Origin of the sequence: Leptospira kobayashii (assembly GCF_003114835.2) — a bacterium.
Lineage (GTDB): Bacteria > Spirochaetota > Leptospiria > Leptospirales > Leptospiraceae > Leptospira_A > Leptospira_A kobayashii.
In genome coordinates this window covers 1669479-1694301 of record NZ_AP025028.1, presented here as the reverse complement: position 1 = coordinate 1694301, position 24823 = coordinate 1669479, and the positions used below count along the sequence as shown (strand labels likewise).

27 protein-coding genes are annotated in these 24823 nt (G+C 39.6%); 16 read left to right on the top strand and 11 right to left on the bottom strand.

The window, feature by feature from the left end:
* The first annotated feature begins 1 nt into the window (after position 1).
* The 4 genes from DI077_RS07415 (at position 2) to DI077_RS07400 (ending at position 4405) form a co-directional block, all read left to right on the top strand.
* Positions 2 to 2131, top strand: coding sequence for a FecR family protein (locus DI077_RS07415; RefSeq protein ID WP_167837092.1), 2130 nt, complete (start codon positions 2 to 4; stop codon positions 2129 to 2131).
* A 43-nt stretch (positions 2132 to 2174) separates the two neighbouring features.
* Positions 2175 to 3281, top strand: coding sequence for a hypothetical protein (locus tag DI077_RS07410; RefSeq protein WP_135354833.1), 1107 nt, complete (start codon positions 2175 to 2177; stop codon positions 3279 to 3281).
* Positions 3282 to 3348: 67 nt separating this feature from the next.
* A complete protein-coding gene (locus DI077_RS07405; RefSeq protein WP_109018956.1) occupies positions 3349 to 3651 on the top strand; it encodes a hypothetical protein in 303 nt (100 codons plus the stop codon).
* 7 nt (positions 3652 to 3658) lie between these two features.
* Positions 3659 to 4405, top strand: coding sequence for a Dph6-related ATP pyrophosphatase (locus DI077_RS07400; RefSeq protein WP_109018955.1), 747 nt, complete (start codon positions 3659 to 3661; stop codon positions 4403 to 4405).
* Here DI077_RS07400 and DI077_RS07395 read toward each other — a convergent pair.
* Positions 4368 to 6392 carry a PP2C family protein-serine/threonine phosphatase gene (locus DI077_RS07395; RefSeq protein ID WP_109018954.1) on the bottom strand — a complete coding sequence of 675 codons (2025 nt, stop codon included), beginning with the start codon at positions 6390 to 6392 and terminating at the stop codon, positions 4368 to 4370. The genes DI077_RS07400 and DI077_RS07395 overlap by 38 nt on opposite strands.
* Before the next feature lie 74 nt (positions 6393 to 6466).
* Positions 6467 to 6643, bottom strand: coding sequence for a hypothetical protein (locus DI077_RS07390; RefSeq protein ID WP_167837091.1), 177 nt, complete (start codon positions 6641 to 6643; stop codon positions 6467 to 6469).
* Between the two features lie 59 nt (positions 6644 to 6702).
* Between DI077_RS07390 and DI077_RS07385 the strand changes: the two genes are divergently transcribed.
* The 3 genes from DI077_RS07385 to ruvA all read left to right on the top strand — a co-directional run bounded on the left by DI077_RS07385 (position 6703) and on the right by ruvA (position 8697).
* Positions 6703 to 7185 carry a MarR family winged helix-turn-helix transcriptional regulator gene (locus DI077_RS07385; RefSeq protein ID WP_109018953.1) on the top strand — a complete coding sequence of 161 codons (483 nt, stop codon included), beginning with the start codon at positions 6703 to 6705 and terminating at the stop codon, positions 7183 to 7185.
* A 2-nt stretch (positions 7186 to 7187) separates the two neighbouring features.
* Positions 7188 to 8021 carry a DUF2225 domain-containing protein gene (locus tag DI077_RS07380; RefSeq protein ID WP_167837090.1) on the top strand — a complete coding sequence of 278 codons (834 nt, stop codon included), beginning with the start codon at positions 7188 to 7190 and terminating at the stop codon, positions 8019 to 8021.
* A gap of 79 nt (positions 8022 to 8100) precedes the next feature.
* A complete protein-coding gene (gene ruvA, locus DI077_RS07375) occupies positions 8101 to 8697 on the top strand; it encodes a Holliday junction branch migration protein RuvA (RefSeq protein ID WP_109018951.1) in 597 nt (198 codons plus the stop codon).
* Between the two features lie 48 nt (positions 8698 to 8745).
* On the opposite strand, the gene DI077_RS07370 is transcribed toward ruvA, so the two are convergent.
* The 4 genes from DI077_RS07370 to DI077_RS07355 form a co-directional block, all read right to left on the bottom strand.
* Positions 8746 to 9330 (bottom strand): NAD(P)H-dependent oxidoreductase, encoded by a 585-nt coding sequence (locus DI077_RS07370; RefSeq protein ID WP_109018950.1) that lies wholly within the window; start codon positions 9328 to 9330, stop codon positions 8746 to 8748.
* 36 nt (positions 9331 to 9366) lie between these two features.
* Entirely contained in the window at positions 9367 to 10089 is a 723-nt protein-coding gene (locus DI077_RS07365) for a siderophore-interacting protein (protein WP_109018949.1), read from the bottom strand.
* Between the two features lie 135 nt (positions 10090 to 10224).
* Positions 10225 to 10809, bottom strand: a complete 585-nt coding sequence (locus tag DI077_RS07360) for a hypothetical protein (protein ID WP_109018948.1) — start codon at positions 10807 to 10809, stop codon at positions 10225 to 10227.
* Positions 10810 to 12354 (bottom strand): restriction endonuclease, encoded by a 1545-nt coding sequence (locus DI077_RS07355; protein ID WP_109018947.1) that lies wholly within the window; start codon positions 12352 to 12354, stop codon positions 10810 to 10812.
* 273 nt (positions 12355 to 12627) lie between these two features.
* Between DI077_RS07355 and DI077_RS07350 the strand changes: the two genes are divergently transcribed.
* Genes DI077_RS07350 through DI077_RS07330 form a run of 5 tightly spaced genes read left to right on the top strand, consistent with a single transcriptional unit; the run spans position 12628 to position 15891 of the window.
* Positions 12628 to 12954, top strand: a complete 327-nt coding sequence (locus tag DI077_RS07350) for an FtsX-like permease family protein (RefSeq protein ID WP_242935399.1) — start codon at positions 12628 to 12630, stop codon at positions 12952 to 12954.
* Positions 12954 to 13625, top strand: coding sequence for an ABC transporter ATP-binding protein (locus DI077_RS07345; RefSeq protein ID WP_109018946.1), 672 nt, complete (start codon positions 12954 to 12956; stop codon positions 13623 to 13625). The genes DI077_RS07350 and DI077_RS07345 overlap by 1 nt, the downstream gene beginning before the upstream one ends.
* Positions 13622 to 14539, top strand: a complete 918-nt coding sequence (locus tag DI077_RS07340; protein WP_109018945.1) for an ROK family protein — start codon at positions 13622 to 13624, stop codon at positions 14537 to 14539. The genes DI077_RS07345 and DI077_RS07340 overlap by 4 nt, the downstream gene beginning before the upstream one ends.
* Positions 14536 to 14883 (top strand): histidine triad nucleotide-binding protein, encoded by a 348-nt coding sequence (locus tag DI077_RS07335; RefSeq protein WP_109018944.1) that lies wholly within the window; start codon positions 14536 to 14538, stop codon positions 14881 to 14883. Before DI077_RS07340 ends, DI077_RS07335 begins: the two co-directional genes overlap by 4 nt.
* Positions 14884 to 14925: 42 nt before the next feature.
* A complete protein-coding gene (locus tag DI077_RS07330; RefSeq protein ID WP_109018943.1) occupies positions 14926 to 15891 on the top strand; it encodes a lysylphosphatidylglycerol synthase transmembrane domain-containing protein in 966 nt (321 codons plus the stop codon).
* Here the strand turns inward: DI077_RS07330 and DI077_RS07325 are convergent.
* The 3 genes from DI077_RS07325 to DI077_RS07315 all read right to left on the bottom strand — a co-directional run bounded on the left by DI077_RS07325 (position 15876) and on the right by DI077_RS07315 (position 18574).
* Entirely contained in the window at positions 15876 to 16337 is a 462-nt protein-coding gene (locus DI077_RS07325) for a VOC family protein (protein WP_109018942.1), read from the bottom strand. The two genes, DI077_RS07330 and DI077_RS07325, sit on opposite strands and share 16 nt — an antisense overlap.
* A gap of 222 nt (positions 16338 to 16559) precedes the next feature.
* A complete protein-coding gene (locus tag DI077_RS07320; RefSeq protein WP_242935398.1) occupies positions 16560 to 17840 on the bottom strand; it encodes an NHL repeat-containing protein in 1281 nt (426 codons plus the stop codon).
* Positions 17841 to 17947: 107 nt separating this feature from the next.
* Positions 17948 to 18574: a response regulator gene (locus DI077_RS07315; RefSeq protein ID WP_109018941.1), complete on the bottom strand. Its 627-nt coding sequence runs from the start codon at positions 18572 to 18574 to the stop codon at positions 17948 to 17950.
* Between the two features lie 100 nt (positions 18575 to 18674).
* Between DI077_RS07315 and DI077_RS07310 the strand changes: the two genes are divergently transcribed.
* Positions 18675 to 20483 carry a sensor histidine kinase gene (locus DI077_RS07310; protein ID WP_167837088.1) on the top strand — a complete coding sequence of 603 codons (1809 nt, stop codon included), beginning with the start codon at positions 18675 to 18677 and terminating at the stop codon, positions 20481 to 20483.
* Here the strand turns inward: DI077_RS07310 and DI077_RS07305 are convergent.
* Both DI077_RS07305 and DI077_RS07300 read right to left on the bottom strand, forming a co-directional pair.
* Positions 20480 to 21145 carry a hypothetical protein gene (locus DI077_RS07305; RefSeq protein ID WP_109018939.1) on the bottom strand — a complete coding sequence of 222 codons (666 nt, stop codon included), beginning with the start codon at positions 21143 to 21145 and terminating at the stop codon, positions 20480 to 20482. The two genes, DI077_RS07310 and DI077_RS07305, sit on opposite strands and share 4 nt — an antisense overlap.
* Positions 21146 to 21348: 203 nt before the next feature.
* Positions 21349 to 21795, bottom strand: a complete 447-nt coding sequence (locus DI077_RS07300; protein ID WP_109018938.1) for a DoxX family protein — start codon at positions 21793 to 21795, stop codon at positions 21349 to 21351.
* A gap of 306 nt (positions 21796 to 22101) precedes the next feature.
* Here DI077_RS07300 and DI077_RS07295 point away from each other — a divergent pair, with 306 nt between their 5' ends.
* The 3 genes from DI077_RS07295 to DI077_RS07285 are packed head-to-tail and all read left to right on the top strand — an operon-like array spanning position 22102 to position 24819.
* A complete protein-coding gene (locus DI077_RS07295) occupies positions 22102 to 23481 on the top strand; it encodes an APC family permease (RefSeq protein WP_109018937.1) in 1380 nt (459 codons plus the stop codon).
* Positions 23478 to 24020, top strand: a complete 543-nt coding sequence (locus DI077_RS07290; RefSeq protein ID WP_109018936.1) for a carboxymuconolactone decarboxylase family protein — start codon at positions 23478 to 23480, stop codon at positions 24018 to 24020. The genes DI077_RS07295 and DI077_RS07290 overlap by 4 nt, the downstream gene beginning before the upstream one ends.
* The gene (locus tag DI077_RS07285) at positions 24013 to 24819 is read left to right on the top strand and encodes a mycofactocin-coupled SDR family oxidoreductase (RefSeq protein ID WP_109018935.1); all 807 of its coding nucleotides are present in this window, start codon (positions 24013 to 24015) and stop codon (positions 24817 to 24819) included. The genes DI077_RS07290 and DI077_RS07285 overlap by 8 nt, the downstream gene beginning before the upstream one ends.
* The last annotated feature ends 4 nt before the right edge of the window (positions 24820 to 24823 follow it).

The following is a 24823-nucleotide window of genomic DNA, read 5'->3' as shown; positions in this document are numbered from 1 at the left end:
AATGAATTATTCTCGTTTTGAAAAATGGATGATCATCTTGCAAATAGGAATTTTATTCCTATTATCGGGATTATTATATTATGAAATGACCAAACGATTGGATGCAGGCAATGCGAAAATCATAGGAACTATTACTTTCAAACAAAGGACCGTTCAAAGAAAATATGCAAGTAGAGTCGTATGGGAGGATATGGAACAGCACTTTCCATTGCGGAACAAAGACTCCATCAGAACGGCCACTGCTGCCGATGCGGAAATCACTTTGAACGACGGTACCAAAATTCAATTGAATGAAAACAGTATGATCCTTCTCAACCTGGATGAGGACAAAACCAATATTGACTTTGCCTACGGGTCTCTTTCCGCACAAAATGCGGGGAGCGGAGATTCCAAGATACAAATCAAAACGGGAGAAACTTCCGTTTCCGTTGGAAACGGAGACGTGAAACTTTCCAAAGAAGAAGGCAAAAACCTATCCGTTGCCGTGGAAAAAGGAGAAGCGGAAATCGTCTCCCTCGGCAAGGAATCTCAAAAAATCGGTTCGGATGAAAAAGCAACCCTCCAAGGTAGCGATGGAAAACTGGAAATCAAAAAGCAGGAGTTAAAACAGATTGCGCCTAATGATTTAGCCCGCTTTTATACTCAGGAAAATTTACAAACCGTAAATTTCGAATTTCAATCGAATCCTACTTACAAAAACTCGAAACTGGAAATTTCACAAAACAGTGGTTTTACGGGGAATATCGTCTCTGAAAAAATAACAGGTTCCAATTTTAAAAAATCCTTAAAAGAAGGAGTTTATTACTGGAGATTGAAATCCGAAGAAGAGATAAGTTCCGTTCGTAAATTCACAATCTACAAAACAAAATCGGTCGATTTGGTATCTCCATCCAACGGACAAAAAATAGGCGCCGCCGAAGAAACCGTTTATCTCAATCTATTATGGTCTAAAAGCGAATTGTCCTCCAATTACAAATTGGAAATTTCGGATACAAAGGATTTCGGAAAATTAATCCAATCCACTACCACGATGGTAAATTCCATCTCCCTTCCTTTGGGAAAAGGCAAATACTTTTGGAGAGTGGTATCGACGGACCCTTCGGGAACGATACTTACCTCTTCCGTATTTTCTTTTAATATTTCGGAAGCTGACAAACCCAAACCTCCTACCTTGTTCAATCCTCAACCAGGATCAAACATAGATTTGGTGTTAGCCGAGAAAACGGGAATCAGATTCAATTGGTCTTCCACTTCCTCTTCTTCCGAATTTTTTCTCTCCCAATCTCCTAAATTTGAATCCGTAATTTTACAAAAGACCGTTGATGGAAATTTTTTAGACATAAAAGAAAAGTTGCCGGCGGGAATTTATCATTGGAAGGTATCTTTAAAAAACAAGGACGGATCTATCGGAGAATCTTCCGCCGTTCGTTCTTTTGAAATCAAAACCTTAGGAACGATCAAACTTCATTCTCCCAAGGAAGATGTTTCCTTTTCATCGAAGGATGTATACTTTTCCGGAATTCCATTCTCTTGGGAAAAACTCTCTTATACCGGAAACTATCAATTGCAGATTTCTACAGACAGCAGTTTTTCCAAAATCGTAAAATCGTATTCCTCCGCTCAGAATAAACTTACCATAAAGGATTTGGACGAGGGAGAATATGTATGGAGAGTGGTTTTATTAAATTCCGATGGCTCGGTTCTTATCTCCAGTAGTTCACAAAAACTAACTGTAACTTCTCCACTGATAAGTTCTAAAAATTTTGAGACTGGCGAACCCGGTTCCGAAGAGGAAATCCCCGACTTGAAATTGATTTTTCCTTCGGAAGGTCAGACATTGAATATGACGAAGTCAAATTCAATTCGATTTCGTTGGAGTCCTGTTCCCGGAATCAAAGAATATAGATTCAGATTGTTCAACGGTAAAAAGGAAATTTATTCGGTCGTTTCCAAAAACGCTCAGGTTGATTTTAAAAAATTAGACCTGTTAGACGAAGGTGAATTCCGCTGGACGGTAGCGTCCGCCGATTCAGGGAAACCGGGAGAAAATACATCCACATTCAAAGTGGAATTGGATGCCATATTGGAGGAAGTCGAGGTATTATCACCTGACGTTCAATATGAAGAGTAATTTATCAAAATACTTATTTTCTGTTTTATCTTTTTCCTTGAGTATGAGCTTATTTGGAGAAACAAATCATACCATTCAATGGAAACCGATCGAAAATGCTTCCGGTTATAGCATTGAAGTCAAAGACGCAAAAGGAAAAGTCCTTACAAAAGAAACCTCAGAACCTTCCGCCAGTTTCCCTTTGGGAATAGGAACTTATACATACAGAATCGGAGTGTATAATAAATTCAGGAAACTTGCTAAGTTTTCCTCTTGGAAGGATTTGGTTGTGCGCCAAGTCAGTTCACCTATCGTTCGTTCGCAGTCAACTCTTGCCAAAAGAGAAAATGGAAAAGATATACTTACAATATCCGGTGATAATTTTTACGAAGGGACAAAAGCCTATATCATCCAGGACGGCAAAAAAATTCCCGTAGAACTAGAAACAACTTCCGACCACAAAACAAGCATTGTCAAAGTAGAATCTTCCAAATTGAATAAAAACAAAGATTATAAATTGGTTTTGGAAAATCCAAAATCGGAACCTGTGGAAATTCCGATTCAGTCCGCATCCATTATTAAGTCTGATGAAGACATTGCCACGAATGAAACCGATTCCAACCAAGACCCAAATGCAAAAGATAAGGATAAAACTACGAAGTCGGATTACACTCCTCCGGCTATGTGGTCTCTGTTTTGGAGGCAAGCACTACTTCCCGGTTGGGGACATTTGTACGCAGGGGATACTAAAACAGGATCAACCTATTTAGCCGCTTTTTTAGGCACATCCCTCTTCGCATTGGACAAACAAGATCTCTATCAATCTTCCAGAGATCATTTTCGCATACAGTCCAACACTGTGACTGCATTTCGTTTGATGGATCCTAACGCAACATCAGTCCCCTATTATGCGGGAACATTAGTGAACTCCCATAATGCGGAGAATGTAAGAGAAAGACAATATGCATTACAAACATCTCTTACCATGGTAGGCGCGGTTTATCTGGTTTCGCTTGCGCATATTCTAATCACAGGGTACCAACGTAAAGATCCGGATCCGCATAAACCGGGAATGTCTATGGGACTAAAAAGCGATGACCCTGGCTACCAAACCAGAAGTTTGGACCCTCAGTACTTGAAAATGGATATACGTTATAGTATCTTTTTCTAAACGAGAACTCCATTTTCTGATTGTAAGAAGTTCAAAAAAAGGCAGTCTGACGTACCAGGAGAGACCTATGAAAAAAATATTCCTTTTATCCATTCTATTTCTCACGACCCAAATCTTCGCCATCTCAGAATTGGAAAAACTCTTTCTCAAGGAAGCAGTGACTCCGGAAGCACGCAAAACGACCAAAAGCTATTTTGCGAAAAGAGCGGTAGATTATAAAGAATTAGCTGCAAAATACGAAGCGATCTCCAAACAACCGCAAGGTGGAAAAGCTGCGGCTTCTGCAGAAAATCAGAAAAAATACAAAGATCTTGCCGACAAAGCGCAGGAAGAATCCGCGAAATACCAAGCGGAAGCTGACAAACTATAATCCGAAAATGAAACCCAAGGCGATCTTCAATTGGAGCGGAGGAAAGGATTCCTCCCTCGCTCTTTATCATATTTTAAAAAACAATGAATATGATATTCAAAGTTTACTCACATCCATGAATCATTCCGTCGATCGAATCAGCATGCACGGAGTAAGAGGATCGCTCCTGGAAGAACAAGCGGCAAGTATCGGTATCCCTTTGGATCAAGTACTGCTTCCGGAACATCCTAGTATGAGCGAATACGAATCCATCCTCGGAGCTAAAATAAAAGAATGGTCGGAGAGAGGAATTGGTCATTCGATATTCGGAGATATCTTTTTAGAAGACTTGAAGAAATACAGAGAAGACCAGCTGGCAATCATGGGATGGAAAGCAGTATTTCCCATTTGGAAAAGGGACACGACTGATCTCATACATGAATTCATAGATTTGGGATTTAAAGCGGTTTTGGTCTGTATTAACGATAGTTATCTGGATTCTTCCTTCTCAGGAAGAGAGATCGATCGTGATTTTTTGAAAGACCTTCCTAAGAATGTTGATCCTTGCGGAGAAAACGGAGAATATCATTCCTTTGTATACGACGGACCCATTTTCAAAACTCCCATTCGGTTTTCTTTAGGAGAATCCGTTTACAGAACCTATCCCGTAGTGGGAACGAAGGATGACGATAATTGTTTTCAACCTCCTTCGGAAAAAAAGGCGCCGGGATTTTATTTCAAAGATTTGATTCCAAAAGATCCAGTCCTAAGATAGTAATATCATCTACCGTTTTTTGTCCGTCTCTGAATTTCTTCACCTCTTCCAAAATCTTTTCGATGATATCTTCCGAATTTTTATAAGCATTCTTAGAAATGATATCTTTCAATCTGGATTCCCCGAAGATATCACCTTCCCTATCCGATTCTTCGTACAATCCGTCCGTAAATAAAAGTATCTTGTCCTTACTTACAATCGGCAAACTGGAATGAGAATACTCTTCCGATTCGTGATACCCGATCAATCTACCTTTTGTTTTGAGAGAAATGATTTCGGAATTTCTTACTAAATACTGAATGGGATGGCCTGCGGAACTATAGTGGATCAATTGATTGGTAAAATCAAAATCCAAAATAAAACATGTAAAAAACAAATTCAATTCATTGTATTTGTTCGTATAATTTTCATTGATACTTTTTAGCACTTCGGAAGGCAATTGCAAGGAATTGATCCTTTTTTCACATTCGCTGATGATCATCATCGTAATCAACGCAGCTTGCACTCCGTGTCCCGTTGCGTCCGCGATAAAAGTTCTCACATAACCGGGAGAAATCTCTCTTACGAAATAAATATCTCCCCCTATTTCCGAAAAAGGAATACTCACTTCCGTAACCTTCAATCGGTTCAATTTCAATTCTCTTTTTCTTAAAATCGCTTCCTGGATTTTTTTGGCCATATTCAGATCGGATCGGATCAATTCCAAACTTTGATTCAATTCGCTCGTTCTTTCCTGAACTTTCAGATCCAATTTTTCAGTAAGTTCCTCTGCAGTCGAAAGTGCACGATCAAATTTAATGGATAAAAAATAGGCTTGGGAAATGATAAAAAACAAAAATCCCAAATGGCTAATGTAAATGCTTCGAATGATATTGGTGTATGATAACAAATCCCAAACGACGGTTCCGATAAAGACAAGCCAGCCGAACAAAAAAACACGTGATCCGATCCGTCCCGCATTCACACAACGCAAAAGCACATAGAAAAGATACAAACCGATTGCAAATGATAACACAAGGTAAGCTAGAAATATAAACTCCCATCTCGTAATCAGAAAAGACAAAGATAAAAATAGGCAGACAAAATATACAAATGGCAGATATTTTCGATCCACTTCATTTCGAAAAAATGTGGAGAATATTCCGATAAGAATGGGAGGCAGTACTAAAAATGAGCTCACATCCAAAACCTGTTCGAAGAAACTATTCATTTCAGGAAACCATTGGTGCAAATAATGTTCTTCGGTAACTAGAATCCTAAAGCTCATAGTAAGACAGAATATTCCGAAGAGTAAAACTCCCTTATCTTTTCTTCTCAAGAGAAATAAACCGAGATGATAAATTCCCATAATGAATAGAATTCCCAAACTGAATATATCGGTAAACAGCTGGTAATTTTGAACTTTACGGATATTCTTTTCCAAACCGAATAAGATCGGTCTTCTAGGACCTGGATTTTTATCTTCGAAATTTATCGCTTCGATAATGATTTCCGTTTTTCCATTCTCATTGGGGAACGATAGAAAAGGACGGACTAGAGATCGTTGTCTCTTCTCTTTGGAAAGAGAATACTTTCCGTTTTCGTGTATCAATCTACGATTGACGTACAATTTGTAACTTTCGGGAAACTCATAAAGCTTTAAAGCCAAAACGTTTGAGCCAGGCTTTGTAATTACATTCAATCGATATACTGCTTTTCCCTCTTTAGGATATTTTCCTCCTTCTATCCAAGATCCCGGAACTTGAATAAACGAATCGGAGAGGATTCTATTTTTATCCTTTATATCTTCAAAACTATCGTTCCAATAAAACTCCCAATTACCGTCTAACTGGAACACATTCCTATCTTCCATCCGAAAGGAACTTAAATCCAAAAATCCGTCCTGTACATTAACCTTCGTTTGTTCTACTCCGGAACATCCGAAACAAAACAAAAAGGATACAAATAGTCCTAAGATGAACCTTTCTATCAAATGCAGAGAACCCATGAAAGAAGGTTTCTCTTAAAATAGAGGGAAAGAAAAGGAGAATTTTGTCTTTCTCCTTTCTTTCGTATCTAAACCTAAAACGCGGACTTCAAATAATGGACACCGACAAGAATGGTCCCGACTAGCCCTGCGAGACTCAAAGTGGCGGAGATCATGGCGACGGAAAGTCCTATGGGGGAATCCCAAGAATACCATTTGCCAAGTCCTTCCTGGTAAAATTCTTTCTTGTCAGTTTCTGTAAGTGCATTCATTTGTAATTTCCTTGATTGTAAATTATCTTAACAATCAAGATACTTAACTATCAAGATATATGCAAGAAAAAAAAACATCTAAATCCAAAGAATCCGTCCTTGAATCCTACCTAAAGGAATCCAAAAATTTAAGTACTGCGACCATACTCTTTCACCAAAAAGTAGCAGAAAAACTCGGACTCCATATAACAGATCATAAATGTTTGGATTTCCTACTTACGAAAGGAGCACAAACGGCAGGAGAGCTATCTCGTCTAACGGGACTTAGCACAGGAGCTATCACTTCGCTCATAGACCGGTTGGAAAAAAAAAATTTGGTAATCAGAAAGAATGATCCGGAAGACAGAAGGAAAGTACTAGTACATCCCGTAATGAATCCCAAATTCTTTTCACTCATAGGAGAGATCTTCGGAAATCTTTCGAACAGTGCCGAAACACTACTCTCTTCCTATAACGAAAAAGAACAAAAATTAATCCTTGAATACACGATTCGATCCAAAGAAATGATGGAGAAAGAAAGAGAAAGATTATCCGGAGGATAGTAGTGATAGAGAAAGAAGAGACAAAACAAATAAGCGCCGTCATTCTACAAGACGTACAATGTCCGGTTTGTAGTTATGAAGAAGTTAAAAACTATACTTTAAAGGCAAAAACTCTTCCCATCCATCATAATATTTTCGAAGTTCCCGTTTACGATGACAATCCGAAATACATTCATTTGGACTTCAATGAATTGCAGTTTACCGTTTGTCCCATTTGTTTTTACACCGGTGCTTCCAAAACCGATTTCAATTTTCATGGAAGTATTTCTCATACCGACAAACATACAGAAACGGATAAAAAGATTTTGGAATATTGGGAACAAAACACCAAAAAAATCAAATCTGAGTTTAACACTCCTTCCATTAGCGCGGAATCTTTCGTCCATCCCAGAACTCCCGAAGCGGTTTTATTGAGCGTAAATCTCGCGATACATAAGGCGAGCACGGAGTTAGGTGCTAAAATTCCATATTCCATGATCAAGCGAGCTCACCGGTATGTGAGACTATTCTGTTTGAATTACAAATACAACAAAACGGAAGATTTGGAATTGCTGAAAAAAGCAGTCGCGGATTTGGAAGAAGTATTTCGACTTTCCGATTTTCCCGAAAAAACATATGAATTCGAAGTTTGTTATCTGATCGTGGTTTGCTCGATTAAGTTAGGTGATGAATCGAAAGCGGGTTCTTTCATCAAGGTTTTGGACCAAACCAAAGCTGAGATCGGCTTGGAATCGAAAACAAATCCTAAAGTTCCGTTGCAAGAGATTACAAAATGGTCAACGCTTGCCAAGGAAGTTTGGCAAAATAGAACCGATCCATCCATTTGGAACATATAACCGATTCGCTATTTTAAACCCTTATCATTTATATGCTTGCGGTAAGAGGCTGAGATTTTAAACTTAAAAGACATCCGGTATGATTGCAAGCTTAAGAGGAAACCTACTCAGACTCGATTTGGATTCTATTCTGATAGAAGTTTCCGGAGTGGGATACGAAGTGATGATTCCCTTCCCTTTGCATTTGGAATTAAGAGAATCCATCGGAAAAGAAATCTTTATCCACTGCTTTCATTCTATCTCCGACCGAGGCCAAAAACTTTTCGGATTTCAAACAAACAAAGATCGTGAGCTATTCAAATTAATCAAATCACTTCACGGAATAGGAGAATTGACGGCGCTTAAGATACTTTCCTTTTTTCGTGCCGATGATCTATACCAAATTGCGCAAGCTGACGATAGAAAAACGTTGGAAAAAATCCCTAAAGTCAAAGGCAAAACTTCGGAAAAGATATTATTCGAGATCAAGCAAAACCTCAAAAAATTGGAATCTTTTCTACAAGACGACTCCGGAAAGGATTTCGGTCCGGCGCATGTCCAAGACGATCTCGCCATTCTCGCATTGATTCAATTAGGTTACGATGAAAAAACCGCAAAACGGGAAGTAGACTTAATTCGTAAAGAGTCTCCCGATTTGGAAGCCGGAGAAATTGTAAAAAAAGTCATAACGAAATAAGTTCCGAACCGAAGAAATACATTCTTGATACGGATATTGATTATTCCATCAAATCCCTTTTTTACCCAGTGTTCCTACTTTTTCCAACCATTTCATTCGGAACTTTTCCGAAGACATCCGAATCGGCCCGATTGAAGTCACCCGAACCGGTTTAATTCCGCAAAACTCTAGTACGGTGCGCTTCATCATACGATTGCTAGGTTCTCCATATATAAGCCAAAAATACCATGCAGGTTGATCCATGGTGGAGATGATTCTAGAAGTACGCCCCGTCAGAAATTTATCCCACCAAACGGAACCTTCCCGTTTTTTAAAAGCGAAACCAGGAATCAAAACCCGGTCCAAAAATCCTTTTAAGAGTGCTGGTACGGAACCCCACCAAACAGGGTATATCCAAACGATATGATCCGCCCAAAGGATTTTTTTCTGGGAGTCCAGCAAATCCGATTCCAACTCGGTTCTCTTTCTATAACCGTATTCCAAGATAGGATTGAATTTTAGATCCCGGAGACGGATTTCTTCCACAGAATGTCCTGCCTCCACTGCACTTTTTTTATAGGACTCTGCCAAGGCAAAACAGAAACTTTCCCGATCGGGATGACCTTGTATGACAAGTATTTTCTTTTGAACCATAAATTTCGTATTTATATAACTAACGACAAGCGAGCGTTAGTCCAATCCTTTTTTACCGAGAGACCAATAGGCCCTCACTTTGATATTGCGTGAAGGGACTGACTCCTTTTTGATAGGAGGCAAAATCGCCTGAATGGACTGAGCTTTTCCGGTAAGTATAAAATTGGAATTTTTATAATCGATGGAATTATTTTGAAAGCCGGCAATGATTTTTTTTAAATGTGAATCATCGGATTCTTTGGGAACCAAAACCACTTCACCTAACTCTAGCTTATCGATGGCTGCTTTGGCAGAAGCTGGTCTAGTAACTTCAAAGAAAAAACGGATATTGGTTTCCGGTTTCGCTTTTTTCAAATTGGAAGCAACTCCGAAGGAAGTTTCGTCTCCGAAAAAATATATATTAGGAAAATTGCATTCTGAAATTGCAAGTGATCCCCTGGGACCGAAGTATTGAAATTCATCTCCTACTTTCAATGATTGAATCCAATTTCCTGCCAAAGAATCCCTATTATGAAAATAGGTTAAAATTTCCATTTTACCGGTATCCTTATCCAAAGACACAGGTGTATAAGTACGAAATTGCAAACTTGATCCGATTTGAATTTTATCTCCCGGCTTCCAATCCACTTTCTTAAATCCGGGACTTTCCCATTCCACCAAACGAAACTCATCGGATAAAACTTCGACTCTCACCGCCTTCATTGTCGAAAAGTTCAAAACCTTTTCGACTACTCCGATCACACCTTCTTTTAAACCCATATGCCTCTTCTTAAAAACCGATCTTTATTCTTATAGACTGATAGATATAAACTTTCGCTTTTGTTTTGATTGAAATTTACCATCATTTTTAATAAAATCGTTTTCACAAAGCTGCGAAGGAAAAGGAACCCAAAATCAAAACATCCGAAGCAACATCCATTTGCCTTCGAATTTTCCGAAAATGGGATTGATCAGATAACGTACATTTTTGGGATTTTCGGAAAACCGAAACTGCAGCTCCGATTCCAGAGCGGAATCAAAATGAAAATCGATAGAAATTCCTCCGGAGCTAACCAATGCTTGTTGGATGGTAAGATTTCCCCGGCTCCCCTTTTTTTCATCCAAACGGTCCGAATCGAAAAAATATACATTGAAATACCCGTCTTTGTTCTTTAGATCGGAAACAACTTCTTCCCGAGTCCAATGTGCCTTGGCATCTACAAACAATCCCATCTTTGGAAAGATCATATCGGGTAAATCATTCAAATGACCGAGGCAGATGGATCTAAGCAACTTTTCAATTTCAATATAAATCCGTTTTGCTTCTTCCTTATCCGCATAACGACCGTATAGCTTTCCTATTTGCAAAGGAATGGGACAATTCGGATTCTCCTTGGGTGGGATATCCGCAGTTTTAGGCGTTTTTTCCATCGCTACTTTGGAATTGCATCCGACAAAAGAAAATCCTACGATCAGTATGATAAGATACAAAAGTCTCATTTACATTGTACGATCGAGTAATTCTTCAAACCTGTCGCCGGTAATGATCTCCATGGAATTGCCGCTGGATGCGATCATTTTTTTTCCACCCTCAGTGACCTCAAAGTTTCCAATGATGCATCCTTTGGTGGCGCCTCCTTCTTCCATTTGTTGAATCATATCCCGGATAAATACATCGGACACTTTTGCATCTTTCCATTTTCTGACTCGAAACAATGCTCTTTGATTCACATCCTCTTTCGAAGAACAAAGCAGATTGACACCGTCTCCTTCCGGATTGGCAAGTTCTTTGGTGACTCTGTATCCGAGACTAAGTATCATTCGAGTCACCTGGTTTTTAAATTGAGTTCCGGTCATGGCGATAAATTTTTCGAACTTATCTTTGCCTACCATGTCCAATTTGCCTGCTAGTTTTTTTCCATTCTCATCCACAAGTCCCTTCAGATTAAAGGGCTTGGAAGATCTCATTCCACTCAATTCAAAATAACGGGAGTTAGGAAATAGGCTAACGGAAAGAAGACTCAATTCCTTTGGAAGATCATATTCATTGGAAAGTGAATCCATATTTCCAACCCCTCTTTCCAATTTGTATTTGAGATTGGCAAGTGCTATGACTTCCGGATCATCCAATCTTTCGCTTTCCGCCTCGATCAAATACTCGGAAATCTCATCATAACGACCCATGTAGATGGAAACCATGGAAAAATGAATATTGCTTTCTATCATCTCACTCGTCCAACCGTTTAACCTTGCCATTTCCATACACAGTCGCGAGTATTTCAAAGCGTCGGGAAAATTCTGTTGGAGAATTGCTTCCGTCATTAAAAATTGAAAGATCGTATAACGGACGTATTCGTCTTCTATTTGATCCGCGACGGCAGTTCCGATCTTTACTGCCTCTTTGTGTTTGTTCTCACGGGAAAGCGAGAGCGCATATAAAAATCCGGAGACTGCTGATTTTTCCAAATCATATGCTTTCTCAAAATACCCTCTTTCCTTTCCTGCTCCGGTCACACCTGAGATCACACCTTTCGCAATAAAATATAGAGACGAGTTCATTTTTTCTTCGGGCAATCTGGAAAAAAAATGATCCGCGATTTTGAATTCTTTTTGTCCCAGAGCCATAAAACCCAAGCGCATACATGCCACCGGATTGGATCTATCCGATTGTAAAGTATCAAGATAGTGAAAAAAGGACTCTTCAAAATAGTCTTTATTATAATATATATCTGCAACCCGGTTGGAAACAGTGACCAAATCGATTTCTTTCGTATAACGGTTGTTTTTCTTTATAATTTCAAGATGTTTTGCTTCATTCAACGGGTCATTTTCCATCGAATAAATTTTTGCCATCACAAAATGGCCGTATGGGTTTTGATGGTCTTCTTCCAATTTTTCGCGTACCATCGCACGCGCATCCAGATAGTTTCCTAGCGCTGCCAGGCCGAGCGCCTTACTATAGCTGTCCCTTTTCTGTGTGATGATAAAACTAAGCAAAAATCCGAGTAGGATGACTGCCGTACCAACAAAGATAAAAAATGCCAAATTCGCCTACTTCCCTTGGTCCTATTTAATGTTGGAAAAAATCGCCAACAGGACAATTATGACTCTATCGTGACGCCACTTTCGTATTTTTCGTTTGCCTGGAGGATTCTCCTCCGAGACCGCCTCTACTCGATTGCCTACGGTAGCGTAGCATCGGTACTGTTCCTTCTGTTTTTTATCTCCGTGCGTCTTCATTTCCATCTTTTTGGAAGTATCTCTCTATCTAGTATCGTTTCCTTTGAGCAAAGTCCGCAAATTCTTTTTTACACAAGCTTGAGTTCGATTGCGAGTCTCTTTTTCTTCCACACCCTTCATAGAATCGGAGATATCGGAGTCATGATGGCTGTCGGGGGAAATAGAACCGGATGTATCTGGCTGCATACTTTGGCTCTTTTCTGCTTATTTTTACCGAGTGCGGTTTTGGGCGTTATTTCCAGCTATTTCCTAATCGATCTGAATCCCACTCATTTGAGTAAGGAAGTTTTGGCAGTTTTTTCAGGGTTTGCCTTTCTCGTCCTATTCGGTTTCCTAATTTCCATACCCACTGTAGGCCTAACTACTTTTACAGATCCATATAAATCCATTCGGAGACAAAAATAATGTTACTCCGAGTCCACAATCTGGTCAAAAGATACACCGAAGAAGCTGCCGTACAATCCGTATCTTTCGATGTGAATCAAGGGGATTACGTTGCCATCATCGGTCCTTCCGGTTCGGGAAAAACAACCCTCCTCTCTCTGCTGACCGGAATGTTATCTCCTACGGAAGGAGATATTCTCTACGACAACCGCCGCCTAAGTTCTTTGAACCAAAGAGAGCTTGCGGAAATCAGAGCGCGTGATTTCGGTTTGGTTTTCCAATTTTCCGAACTTGTAGGAAACCTCAGCATTCGGGAAAACATACTTCTTCCCGGATTATTCACCCGTAAATTTTCAAATGCAGAATACCAAAGAAAATGCGATTATCTTCTCGGCCATTTGAAATTGGAATCCATCCAACATATGATTCCCCGGGAGCTTTCCGGAGGGCAGATTCAAAAAACGGCAATTGCACGTGCACTGATCAACGAACCCTCGATTCTTTTGGCGGATGAACCGTCAGGGGATTTGGATCCTGAAAACAGTTATCTCGTGCAACTTCTGCTAAATGAATTTAACAAAAAAAACCTATCCATCATTTTAGTGACTCATGATATGAAACTCGCTTTCGATGCGCAAACGATCTATGAAATGAAGTCGGGAAAATTCGACCAGGTAATCAAAGGAAAATGAAAGAAGACCTGGCCATTGGTGTAGACATCGGCGGCGGATCGGTCAAAGCAGGTTTATTCAATCGGCTTGGCGAAGAATTGGACAAATCGGTTCTGCAAACAAGCGGAGAATTATCCAATGCCCGATTTTTAGAAATCGTTCAAAATACCATCAGTCCCTTGTTAAAGGAAAAAAACATTCGTGGGATCGGCATAGGTTCTCCCGGGCCTTTGGATTCGGAAACGGGTTATTTGCTATCCAGCGCCAATTTTCCCTTATTAAAAAACGTACCTATTTCAAAAACAGTTCGTGATCGTTTTTCATTACCCGTTTATTACGAAAACGATGCCAACTGTGCTGCATTAGGTGAATCTTATTTCGGTGAATCGAAATCTTATGAATCCTTGCTTGTCCTCACTCTGGGAACAGGTATCGGCGGCGGGTTTGTTGACAAGGGAAAACTTTTTTCAGGATACAAAGGAAACGGGATCGAGATCGGCCACATGACATCCGTTATAGACGGTGCAATCTGCGGTTGTGGGCAAAAAGGTTGCGTTGAAAGTTATTTTTCCACAAGAGGATTCATCAACCGTTATGCCGAAAAAACAAACAATCGTCTGACGAATGCCGCCGATTTTTTCGATTTGGTAAAAGCCGGAGACAAAGACGCAAAAGAAATTTTAAGATTCGGCATTCTCTGCCTTGCCGAAACCGTTCGAAATGCCATACATTTACTCAATCCGGAAGGAGTTGTATTTGTAGGAGGTATTACCGAATCCTGGGATCAATTCGGAGAGGATCTTTCTCACAAGATCAGAGCAAGGATCTTTCCGGTTCTAAATGAAAGATTGAAGATAAAACGGGGAAAGAACTTGGCGGGTAGTCTCGGCGCAGCAAGTTTGGTTTTTTCCCACGGAATGAGAGGACCAGAATGAACGATGATTGTATTTTTTGTAAAATCGCGGAAGGACAAATTCCCGCAAAAATCGAATACCAAGATGAAGATATTTTGGTATTTCATGATATTACACCGCAGGCACCTTTGCATCTACTGATCATTCCCAAAAAACATATAACAAACGCAAACGAAATAAGGGAAGAAAATGCGGGAATCATTTCTAAAATTTTTACAGAGATTCCGAAACTTGCATTCCAATTCGGAGTCAACGAAAAAGGTTATCGGATCGTAAATAACTGCGGAAAGGACGGAGGACAAACGGTCTTTCACCTTCACTTTCACATGTTAGCCGGTAGACATCTGGCCTGGCCACCAGGATAAGACAAAGATTTGATCATTTAATATACAAAAGGAAAAGGATTTATGAAAAAATGGATTTTAGGTGCGACTGTTTCCGGGATCGCAATTTTTTTTCTTCTTAAAAATTTCGATCTAAAGGAGTTTGAAAGGATAAAAGGAAATATTCGATGGGAATACTTTGTGCTTCTTATATTTACCAATCTCTGGGCTTTCATTCCTTTTTCCTTGCGTTGGTATTTTCTCTTGGATAAAAAAATCAGTCTCTGGGCTTCCTTTGTTTCTTCCATCACAGGTGTAGGACTCAATATGGTACTTCCTGCACGCGGAGGGGATGTCGTACGATTGATCATAAACAAAAATGATTCCGGTCTTCCTTTGCCCAACTTGGTTTCAAAACTATTTTTGGAAAAGGTGATGGATCTGGGAACAGTAGTGGTTCTTGGTGCGGTTGCACTGATTTTTTTAGGACTGGGTGAAGCCAAGAACCTAAGTCTGATTTTAGTATCGGGGACAGTGATTGTTGCAATGATCGTTGCACTAGTTTCGCTCAGATTATTTCTGGAACCGATTCGCAATCTATTCAAAAAGTTATTTTCCATTATCAACAAACAATCGCTATATGAAACAAAACTGGATCATCATTTGGTGGAATTCAGTGATTTTTTACGCGGAGATAAACTAATCAAACCTCTTTTGCTTTGTCTTCCCACTTGGGCCTTCGGTTATGCGATCAGCTATTGGGTCACAGGAAAATTGATCGGAATGGATTTCACTGCAATGGAATGTCTGTTATTTATCTTTGTAGGTGCGATGGGAGTTGCGATTCCTTCCGCTCCTTCCGGGATAGGAGTCTTCCATGCGTCTGTAATTTCCGGATTTATTCTATTGGGGAGAGATCCTGGCGAGGGGTTTGTATATGCCACAGTCGTGCATTTAGCACAATTTGTGATTCTCACCACACTCGCCTTGATTCTATATTTTGTTTGGACTGTTACTTCTAAGGATAAAAAAAACTATCCTAAGGCCTGAATCACATCGGCAGGAGCTTGGACCAGTTCCACAAGCACTCCTTCACTCGATAAGGGGAACTCTTCGTTTCCCTTCGGGTGGATGAAACATACATCAAACCCGCTCGCACCTTTGCGAATCCCTCCGGGAGTAAAACGAACTCCTTGGGAACCGAGCCACTCAACAGCTTTCGCCAGATCATCAATCCAAAGACCGATATGATTGAGTTTAGGATCATGAACTTTGGGACTCTTGTTCGGATCAATCGGTTGCATCAAGTCAATCTCAACTTTATAAGGTCCCTTCCCCATGGAGAGAATGTCTTCATTTACATTTTCCTTTTCACTTTGGTATTCCGAAACTTTTGTAAGTCCCATAATTTCCACCCAAAATTTGGAAAGTTTTTCTTTCGATTCGCCGCCGATTGCTATTTGTTGAATGCCCAGCACTCTAAAAGGTCTGCTCACGTATTCATCCTGATGATCCCGTTCCGGGAAGATTTGATTATCTTGTAAGTTCGATTTTCCAAGATAATACTTTTTTCAATTTCGAAGAACCTTAGATTTTTAGCTACAAACTTCTTTCACGAAAAAGTAGTTACGTCTACTTATTCATAACTAATACTACCCATCTTCCCTACGTCGAAAATCCCTCGTAGGAAACGAACTTTTTCCGTATGTTTTTTCAGTTCAATACCTGTTGAAATAACCGCTTAACAATATAGAGTTGCAAAATTTGCCTTTTGCGGCGGTGTCGATCTGAAGAAAGTCGTTGTTCGTATGAGGTATTGTATATATTTTTCCGGAAGAAGTCAAAATTCCGTCCCCCCATTTGTTTCCGAAAGAGGCTCCGCCAGGCACTGTTGAACTAACGTATGTTTCAGGATCAAAAATCAAAACCTCGGATGCATCGGCAGGCATAGTATAGATTTTACCATCAGGGGCTAAAACCCCTCCGCGCCATTTGCTGGTTCCTGATACCGACAGATTCAAATAGTAACTTGAATTAGTTGATGGATTGAGGACCATAAACGTATTCTCCGTAGAAGGAATCCCGAAAATCAAACCACTAGAAGTAAGAACTCCCTGTCTCCATTTTCCAAGACCTGTTTTCGGACTGGGAACGGTTGTGGCGGTATCATTTGTCGGATCGATGATTAAAATCTGATCGGTATCAAGGGGGATACCGTAAATTTTTCCATTGGGTGCAAGGGCTCCTCCTTCCCATTTATTTGTTCCCGTCACAGGAGAAGCAAAACTATAAGCTATGTTTGCGGAAGGATCAATGACTAATATGGAACTTTCATTTACAGGTAATCCGTATATCTTTCCATTGGGAGCGAGTACCCCTCCACGCCATTTCGCAGTGCCAGTCACCGGGGAAGGAAATGTACTTACCGAATCGGTCACCGGATCAATCACCAATATGGAAGCGGCATCCCTGGGGATCGCGTATATTTTCCCGTTAGGTGCGAGAACTCCTCCTTCCCATTTGGCGGTTCCGGTGAGAGGAGAAGGGATTAATTTAGAAGTGTTTGTTACCGGATCAAACACCAGAATATTACTTTCATGGTAAGGAATCCCGTAAATCTTCCCATTCGGTGCGAGAACTCCTCCCAACCATTTGGCGGTTCCGGTTGTAGGAGATGGCACAAAACTAGTCGTAGGTGATCCTGTCCCCAGAGCAGCCTGCAATTTTAGTTCATTTTGAACCAAATACCAATATTTCGTCTGAATCGATTGTAAAATGGAAAGTTCGCAAACAGTTTTATCCGGCAATTTGATACAAGGATTCAGATCTATTTCAAAAAAAGATTCTAAGGTAAGTAAATCAAGGTACGTTTTGGATGTAGAATCACATTGATTGTCCAAATCGGGGGACTTACAAAATAAAAATAAGACGGCAATGGAAAAATAAACAAGAATAAGATGCAAGGAAGACCCAAATGCTTTCGGTACTTTCACGTTCATATTTTGCCGATGTCATTTTGTTTACTACCTGTTTCGAAATCCAGTAGGATTTTTGTCCAAGAAACATTTACTCCGTATTTGGAATTGCAAAAATAAATTTTTGACTTTTAGCCGAAAACTTTCGCTGCAAACCGAACCAAACTCTGTGCGGAATTCAAGTTTAACTTTTCAATTAGATTGGATCTATGGCCTTCCACGGTTCGGATACTTATGCCTAGTTTTTCAGCAATCTCACGATTCAAATTTCCTTTGGCGATTAGCTCCAATATTTCTTTTTCTCTTTTGGAGAGATCCTGCAATTTGGCTCTTGTATCTTCCCATTCGGATCCCAAGGGCAAAATGGACACCATTCCGTCCGGAAAAACTTTTTTACCTGCAATGATTTCCTTAACGGATGCTTCAATGTATTCCGAATCACTATCTTTGAGAATATAGCCATCAGCACCGAGCAAATACGCTTTTTTCACCATATCCCAATCTTTCATCATCGTAATAAAAATCACTTTGGCATGAGGCTGAAGGGCTTTAATCTTTTCAAAAATCACGAGACCGTTTTGTCCCGGTAAAATCATATCGGAAATCAGAATATCGATTTTTTTAAATGAAAAATCAGCGATCGCCTCTTCCGCCGAAGAAGCTTCTCCCACTAAACTGAAATCGGGAATATTTTGAATCATTGACTGAATCCCTTTACGAATTGCAGGATGGTCATCTATCAGATAAAAGCGGATCATGACTTTCTTTTTTGAGAGAACAAGACAATATTACATTTTTCTGTTTCTAATAATAGCAACAAATTGTTCATCGGAATCTTTTTTTTCCGAGAGAGCAAAATTGGGATATTTGGATCTTTCCGCATGGAATCCTGAAACCAAAGACCAGATTGAACTTTCGGGTGACTGGGAATTTTATTGGATGGATTGGCTGGAACCGGGAAAAGAGAAAAAAGAAAAATCCTATTTACGCATGCCTTCCTACTGGAATCAATCAACTAACTCTAGTTACGGTTTTGCGACATATCGTTTACATATCTTACTCCCGGCCAAATTACAAGAAAATTCGAAACTAGCACTCCATCTCAGTGAAGCGGATACTGCGTATAAAGTGTATGTAAACGGTGAATTTCTGGTTCAGTCCGGTAATCCATCCCAATCCGAAGAAAATTCGATTCCCCGATGGGAAAAAAAGACAGTCATTCTCCCGAAAGTCACGAACCAAAACATAGAGCTTCTCATCCATGCTTCCAACTTTGAACATACGATAGGCGGGATATGGAAACCGCCTGTTATCGGTTTGGCGGATTCGATGCAAAAATCGACTTGGATCCGATTGAGCTACGACTTGTTCTTATTCGGAGCACTGTTCATCACTGGAATATTACATTTGTTATTCTATTGGATACGTAATGAAGAAAAAAGTCTTTTGTATTTCGGATTGACTGCTCTCGTTTCCAGTATTCGTCCTTTAGTCAGTGATGAAAGGATTCTACTCTATCTGTTTCCAGAAACTCCATGGAGTGTAATCGTAAAGTTAGACTACTTAAGTTTTTATCTTGCTTGCCCACTATTCTACCGTTATATGCATTTGATATTTCCCGAAGTCATATCCGGACAACTTACGAATGCGGCGGCATCACTTTGTTTGTGTTTTGTAGGAGTTGTTATCGTATTTCCCGTATCGGTATTTTCGAAAACATTGGGCCTATTTGATCTGATTTACCTTACTTTTTCCATTTATCACTATGTGGCATGCGGTAGAGCGATCATACGAAAAAAAGCGGAAGGAGTGAAACTGCTGCTTATCGGAATGAGCTTTATTTTTATTTTTGCAATTAACGATATTTTATATTATATGCATTTGGTCAATACCACCAACACAATCTCTTTCGGAATGTTCGTATTTGTATTCATACAAGCATTTTATCTGGCAAGGGAATCAAGCAAAACCTACAGGTTCAGTTTGAAAAGCAAAGAAAAAATGAAATATCTGTTAAAGGAATCAATCAAAAGAAAACAAAGAGATAAACTCGCCGTGGTCGGTCATTTCACTTCGGAAATCGTTCATGACATCCAAAGTAGACTTCTTAGTTTGAAATTTTCCAATCCGAATGCGGATTCCCATTTAAAAAGAGAATTGGAGGAAATCAGAAATATAACGGAGAATATACTTGATTTTGCCAAAAACCAATTTCATTTGAAAAAATCGGAAATCCCGATCGAATCTTATCTTAATTCGTTGCGACCGGATATTATAAATCTATTTCAAAACAAAGAAATCGAACTTATCTATGAACTGAATTATAAGGAAAATCTGACGATCGATCCTTTCAAAATCAAATCTGCGATTTTAAATCTGGCACGCAATTCTTACGATGCAGTTCCCTATTCCGGTTGGTTTAAAATTCAATCCGAAAAAGAAAACGGACTTCTTTATCTTATCTTCAGCGATAACGGAGAAGGTATAAGTAAAGAAATTTTGGAAAAGATCCATTTGGAAAAACTATCCACAACAAAGCAAAACGGACATGGCTTCGGATTGTCTTCCGTTAAAAGAATTGTAGAAGCTCATAATGCACAGTTTTTAATCGATTCCCGTCCCCAAGAAGGAACGAGAATCACTTTTATATTTACCTTACCAAACTAGTTGCAAATACTCAAAGAACCTTCTGCTGTTATAGTTGTAATTACATTTGCAATCGTAGGATCAAACGCATACTTGGATTGCCACCCTTTCGAGTCGTAAGTATATTCATTACCTTGAAAGGCAACTGTGCTTGGAATTTTTCCTCCGGAAGCATATGTATATGTAATCGTAAATCCATTGCTTGCCGATTTAGGAAATCCGTTGGAATCATAATTGGAAACGGTTATCGTGCCCGATCCCACATCATGAGCTGTCTGTTGATTGGAGGTATTATACGTAAATGTATTATTGGAAGTACCGACCAATTTCGATGTGATACCTCTAGTTGCATACTGATTGGTCAATCCTGGAAAATCAACAGGCCCCAAAGCACCTGCCGTGCCGCTTGCATATGTAACCACTACAGTGCTTCCGCTTGTCGGTATGCAGGTATAAACCTTACCGGAAACAGTGCAATTATAAACTCCTGGTACAGTTCCTCCTGTCCCCGTCCACTTGGAAGGAAGATTAACACAATTGGATGTTGAACTGCCCGAACCGGAAGCAGCAAGTAGTAATGCAGCAACTCCTGTCGAATCATCTTTTTCGTCTTTCTTACAATTTACCGATACAAACACTGCTAATACCAATGCTGTTGCCAAAAACATAAATTTCTTTTTCATAATGCACTCCCAAATAATAAGTATATATTAATATAATAAAAAGCAATATCTATACGTATAAATACAAAACTCGGACTAAGTTTTAAGTAGAACCACGTAAGTTTGATTTTTTTTCAAAAGAGAGAACGATTCGAAAGATTGTAAAAAAAGAAAACCATCTAACATTACATAACGTTAGATGGTTTAATAAAAGTAAATTAGGTTTATAATGCTTGTAATATGATTTGGTCGAGTGAGAAAGCTCCCCCACCGCTGATTGCAACTCCAATTGCAAGTCCTGCTGCAAGTAGGTGGAATTCATATCCTTCGCCTTTTTGAGCACCAAACCAATTGAGAAAAAATCCATTTTGTCTATGGGCAAGTAACGCAGCGCCAATCATAATCACCGCAATGGAAATGGCGGAAAATCGAGTGAGTAGTCCCAAGATGAGTGCCACCGATCCGAACGATTCACCGATAATCACAAGTGCAGCAATGATTCCGGGAAGGCCAGCCTGGCTTGTCAAAAATCCGTAAGTTCCTTTGAATCCGTATCCTCCAAACCATCCGAGTAGTTTTTGAGCTCCGTGAGGAAAAATCACGATCCCAAGAGTAATTCTTAGAATCAAGGGAGCAATATCATTCGTTGTAGCAAGTAATGTTTCTAACATAATTGGTATCCTTTAGTTATTTAGACGATTAATAGTTTAATATTAAACTACATAGGGTCAAACTATTTTTAAAAATCCGGGCAGAAAAGCGAACTTTTTAAAAGAATTTCTCCGATTTTCCGGTTTGGATTTGAGGAAAATCAAGGCTTATGATAAAAGGAACACATTGGGTGGCGGGTCTAGTACCCCACCCAAATTCAGGGCGGGGATAGAATATTCCCAACTACCTCCACCATAACACAAATACCGTTCGCTATAACGGATATTCTTCTTGCGAAGTTCCGGATCAATTCTTCCTATGTTCTAATGAAGAACCCGCCGCCCGAAGGGAAACATAAACTCTCCCTTTTCGCATTGATTTCCATGTCCGTTGGACTGACGATCGGAGGAGGACTCTTCGTTCTAACAGGTACCCTTGCCAAAGAAACAGGCTTCTTTTTGCCGGTAGCTTACCTGGTTGCTGCCGTTCCGATGTTTTTCATCATCTTCCCCATTGCTTCGTTAGGTGCTTTCCTTCCAGCAACCGGTGGAAATTATTTTTACGTAAGCCGATTCCTTTCTCCTATGCTCGGATTTATCATCGCTTGGTTTTTTGTTCTGACAGCATGCCTTGGCCAAATCCCTCTCTTTACATTGACTGCGGCGGAGATTACCAAAAACTTCTTTCCTTTTGGATCCAAAGAGATCTGGGCATTCGGAATTCTCAGTTTTTTTTATCTATTAAATTTAATCGGAATCAAACCTGTCTTAATCATTCAGAATATAATGGTGTCCGTTTTGGTCATCGCACTTCTATTCTGCATTTTTCGCATAACAGATATAAGCAATATTAAAATATATTCCTTCGATTCTTTTCCCAAGTTTACAAAACTATTAAGTGCCGCGTCCTTACTCAGTTTTACTTTTTTCGGTTCCAACGCGATTGTAGAATTGGGAAAAGAAACAAAGAATCCACGTTCCGTTTTAGTAAGAGCGTTTTCCTTATCTTATCCTTTGGTAGTGATTTTATACATAAGTTTCAGTCTCTCGATCGTATCAAATTTGGAAAGGAATCACAATTTCGAATCGGAAGATCTTCTTGTTCAAGTTGTAAAAACAAAATTGAATTCGATTGAGTTTATCATCTTTATGTTGGGAGGTCCCATGCTTGCAGTGGTAACTTCCTTAAATGGAATTTTCTTAATCGTATCCCGTTCCCTTCATGCCATGACGGAGGATAAAATTTTTCCCGCAATTCTGAATAAAAATCAATTCGGTTTATCCTATCCGGCAACTTTCACAATCATATATGCTCTTGCCTGCTTCGGTCTCTTTTTAAATCACAACCTGGAAATACTTGCAACTTATTCCACGATCGGATGGTTTTTAGTTGTGATCGGCCAACTCTATTGTATCATTATCATTCGAAGTATTCTCAAAGTGCAAAAACAGGAGGGAGGACTTTTAAGCAGCTCTTTCATTTTGATATCGGTAATCCTCGGAACAATCAGTGCCGTCTTCTTTACTGGAACCTTAGTTTACAACCTAACAAAGGGAAAAAAACTATTCGACTTATTTTTTATCATCTTAATCGGAATTATTTATTTTTTCGTAAGAAGCTATATATTAAAAAGAAACAAAACGAATTTCAATCATCTAAACGCAAATCCGATTCAAACATTAAAACAAAACGAGGCTCTAAAATGAGTAGAATTTCTCTCACAGAATACAATTCCGTCAGTACAGAAGTAAAAAAAGAATATGATTATCAAATAGATAAAAACGGAAGAATCACAAATATGAAGAGGACTTTGCTTCACTCCCTTCCAGCTTATAAATCTTATATGGAATGGTATGTTTTGAAAGACGAACTTGTTCCTTTTTTAGGTGAACGTGCCTTTACTATATTTTCCCACGCCATTTCGGCAGAAACGGATTGTTTGATCTGTTCTACTTTTTTCAGAAGAATCCTAATCGAATGGGGAGAAAGTCCGGAATCATTGAAACTCAACAAAAGAGAGCAATTGTTAGTCGATTTTGGAAGGGAGATAGTAAACAGATCCAATCAGGTTTCGGATGCATTATTCGACCAGCTAAAGGAAGTTTTCACCGAAAAAGAAATCGTTTTACTCACATCGTTCGCAGGAATCATGATCGCAACCAACTTACTAAATAATGTATTGAAAATTCCGTTAGATGAATATCTCGAACCGTTTACCAAAACAAAAGGACAATCCCATGAGTAAAGAATTTCAAAACCAAGTTGTATTTATAACAGGTGCAGCCCACGGACAGGGAAGAGCGACTGCAATCGCATTCGCTAAAGAAGGGGCAAAAGTAGCAGCCCTCGATATTGCAAAACAACTGACTTATCCCGCCTATTCTTTGGGAACGAACGAAGAATTGGTTTCTTTAAAAAAAGAAATCGAATCGTTAGGCTCCGAAGCATTGATTCTTACCGCAGATGTAAGAAATAATCGGGAAATAGAAAAAGCCGTAAAGGAAACTTCGGAGAAATTCGGAAGGATAGACGTTCTATTTAATAATGCGGGGATCTGTGCGTACGGATTGTCCCACGAATTAACGGAAGAAGCATGGGACTCCATGATCGACATCAATCTGAAAGGTTCCTGGATCGTAGGAAAGCACGTCATCCCCATCATGATCGGACAAAAATCAGGAGTCATCATAAACAACTCATCCGTTGCGGGTCTTCGGGGAATGAACCGATTGTCCCATTACGCTGCTTCCAAATGGGGACTGACCGGACTATCAAAATCCTGGGCCATTGAGCTTGCTCCTTACGGAATCAGAGTCAATTCATTGCACCCTACCGGAGTCAATACACCAATGAACGACGGTTTAGCGGAGATGGAGGGTGCCACTCCGATAGAAATCGCGGAAAGATCGGCTGGGAATCTGCTTCCCGTTCCCTGGGTGGAAACGGAAGATGTTGCGAACTCGGTTTTATTTCTTGCATCCGAAAAAAGCAGATATATAACGGGAGCACAGTTTGTTTTGGATGCGGGGCTTTTAACAAGGTAATCAT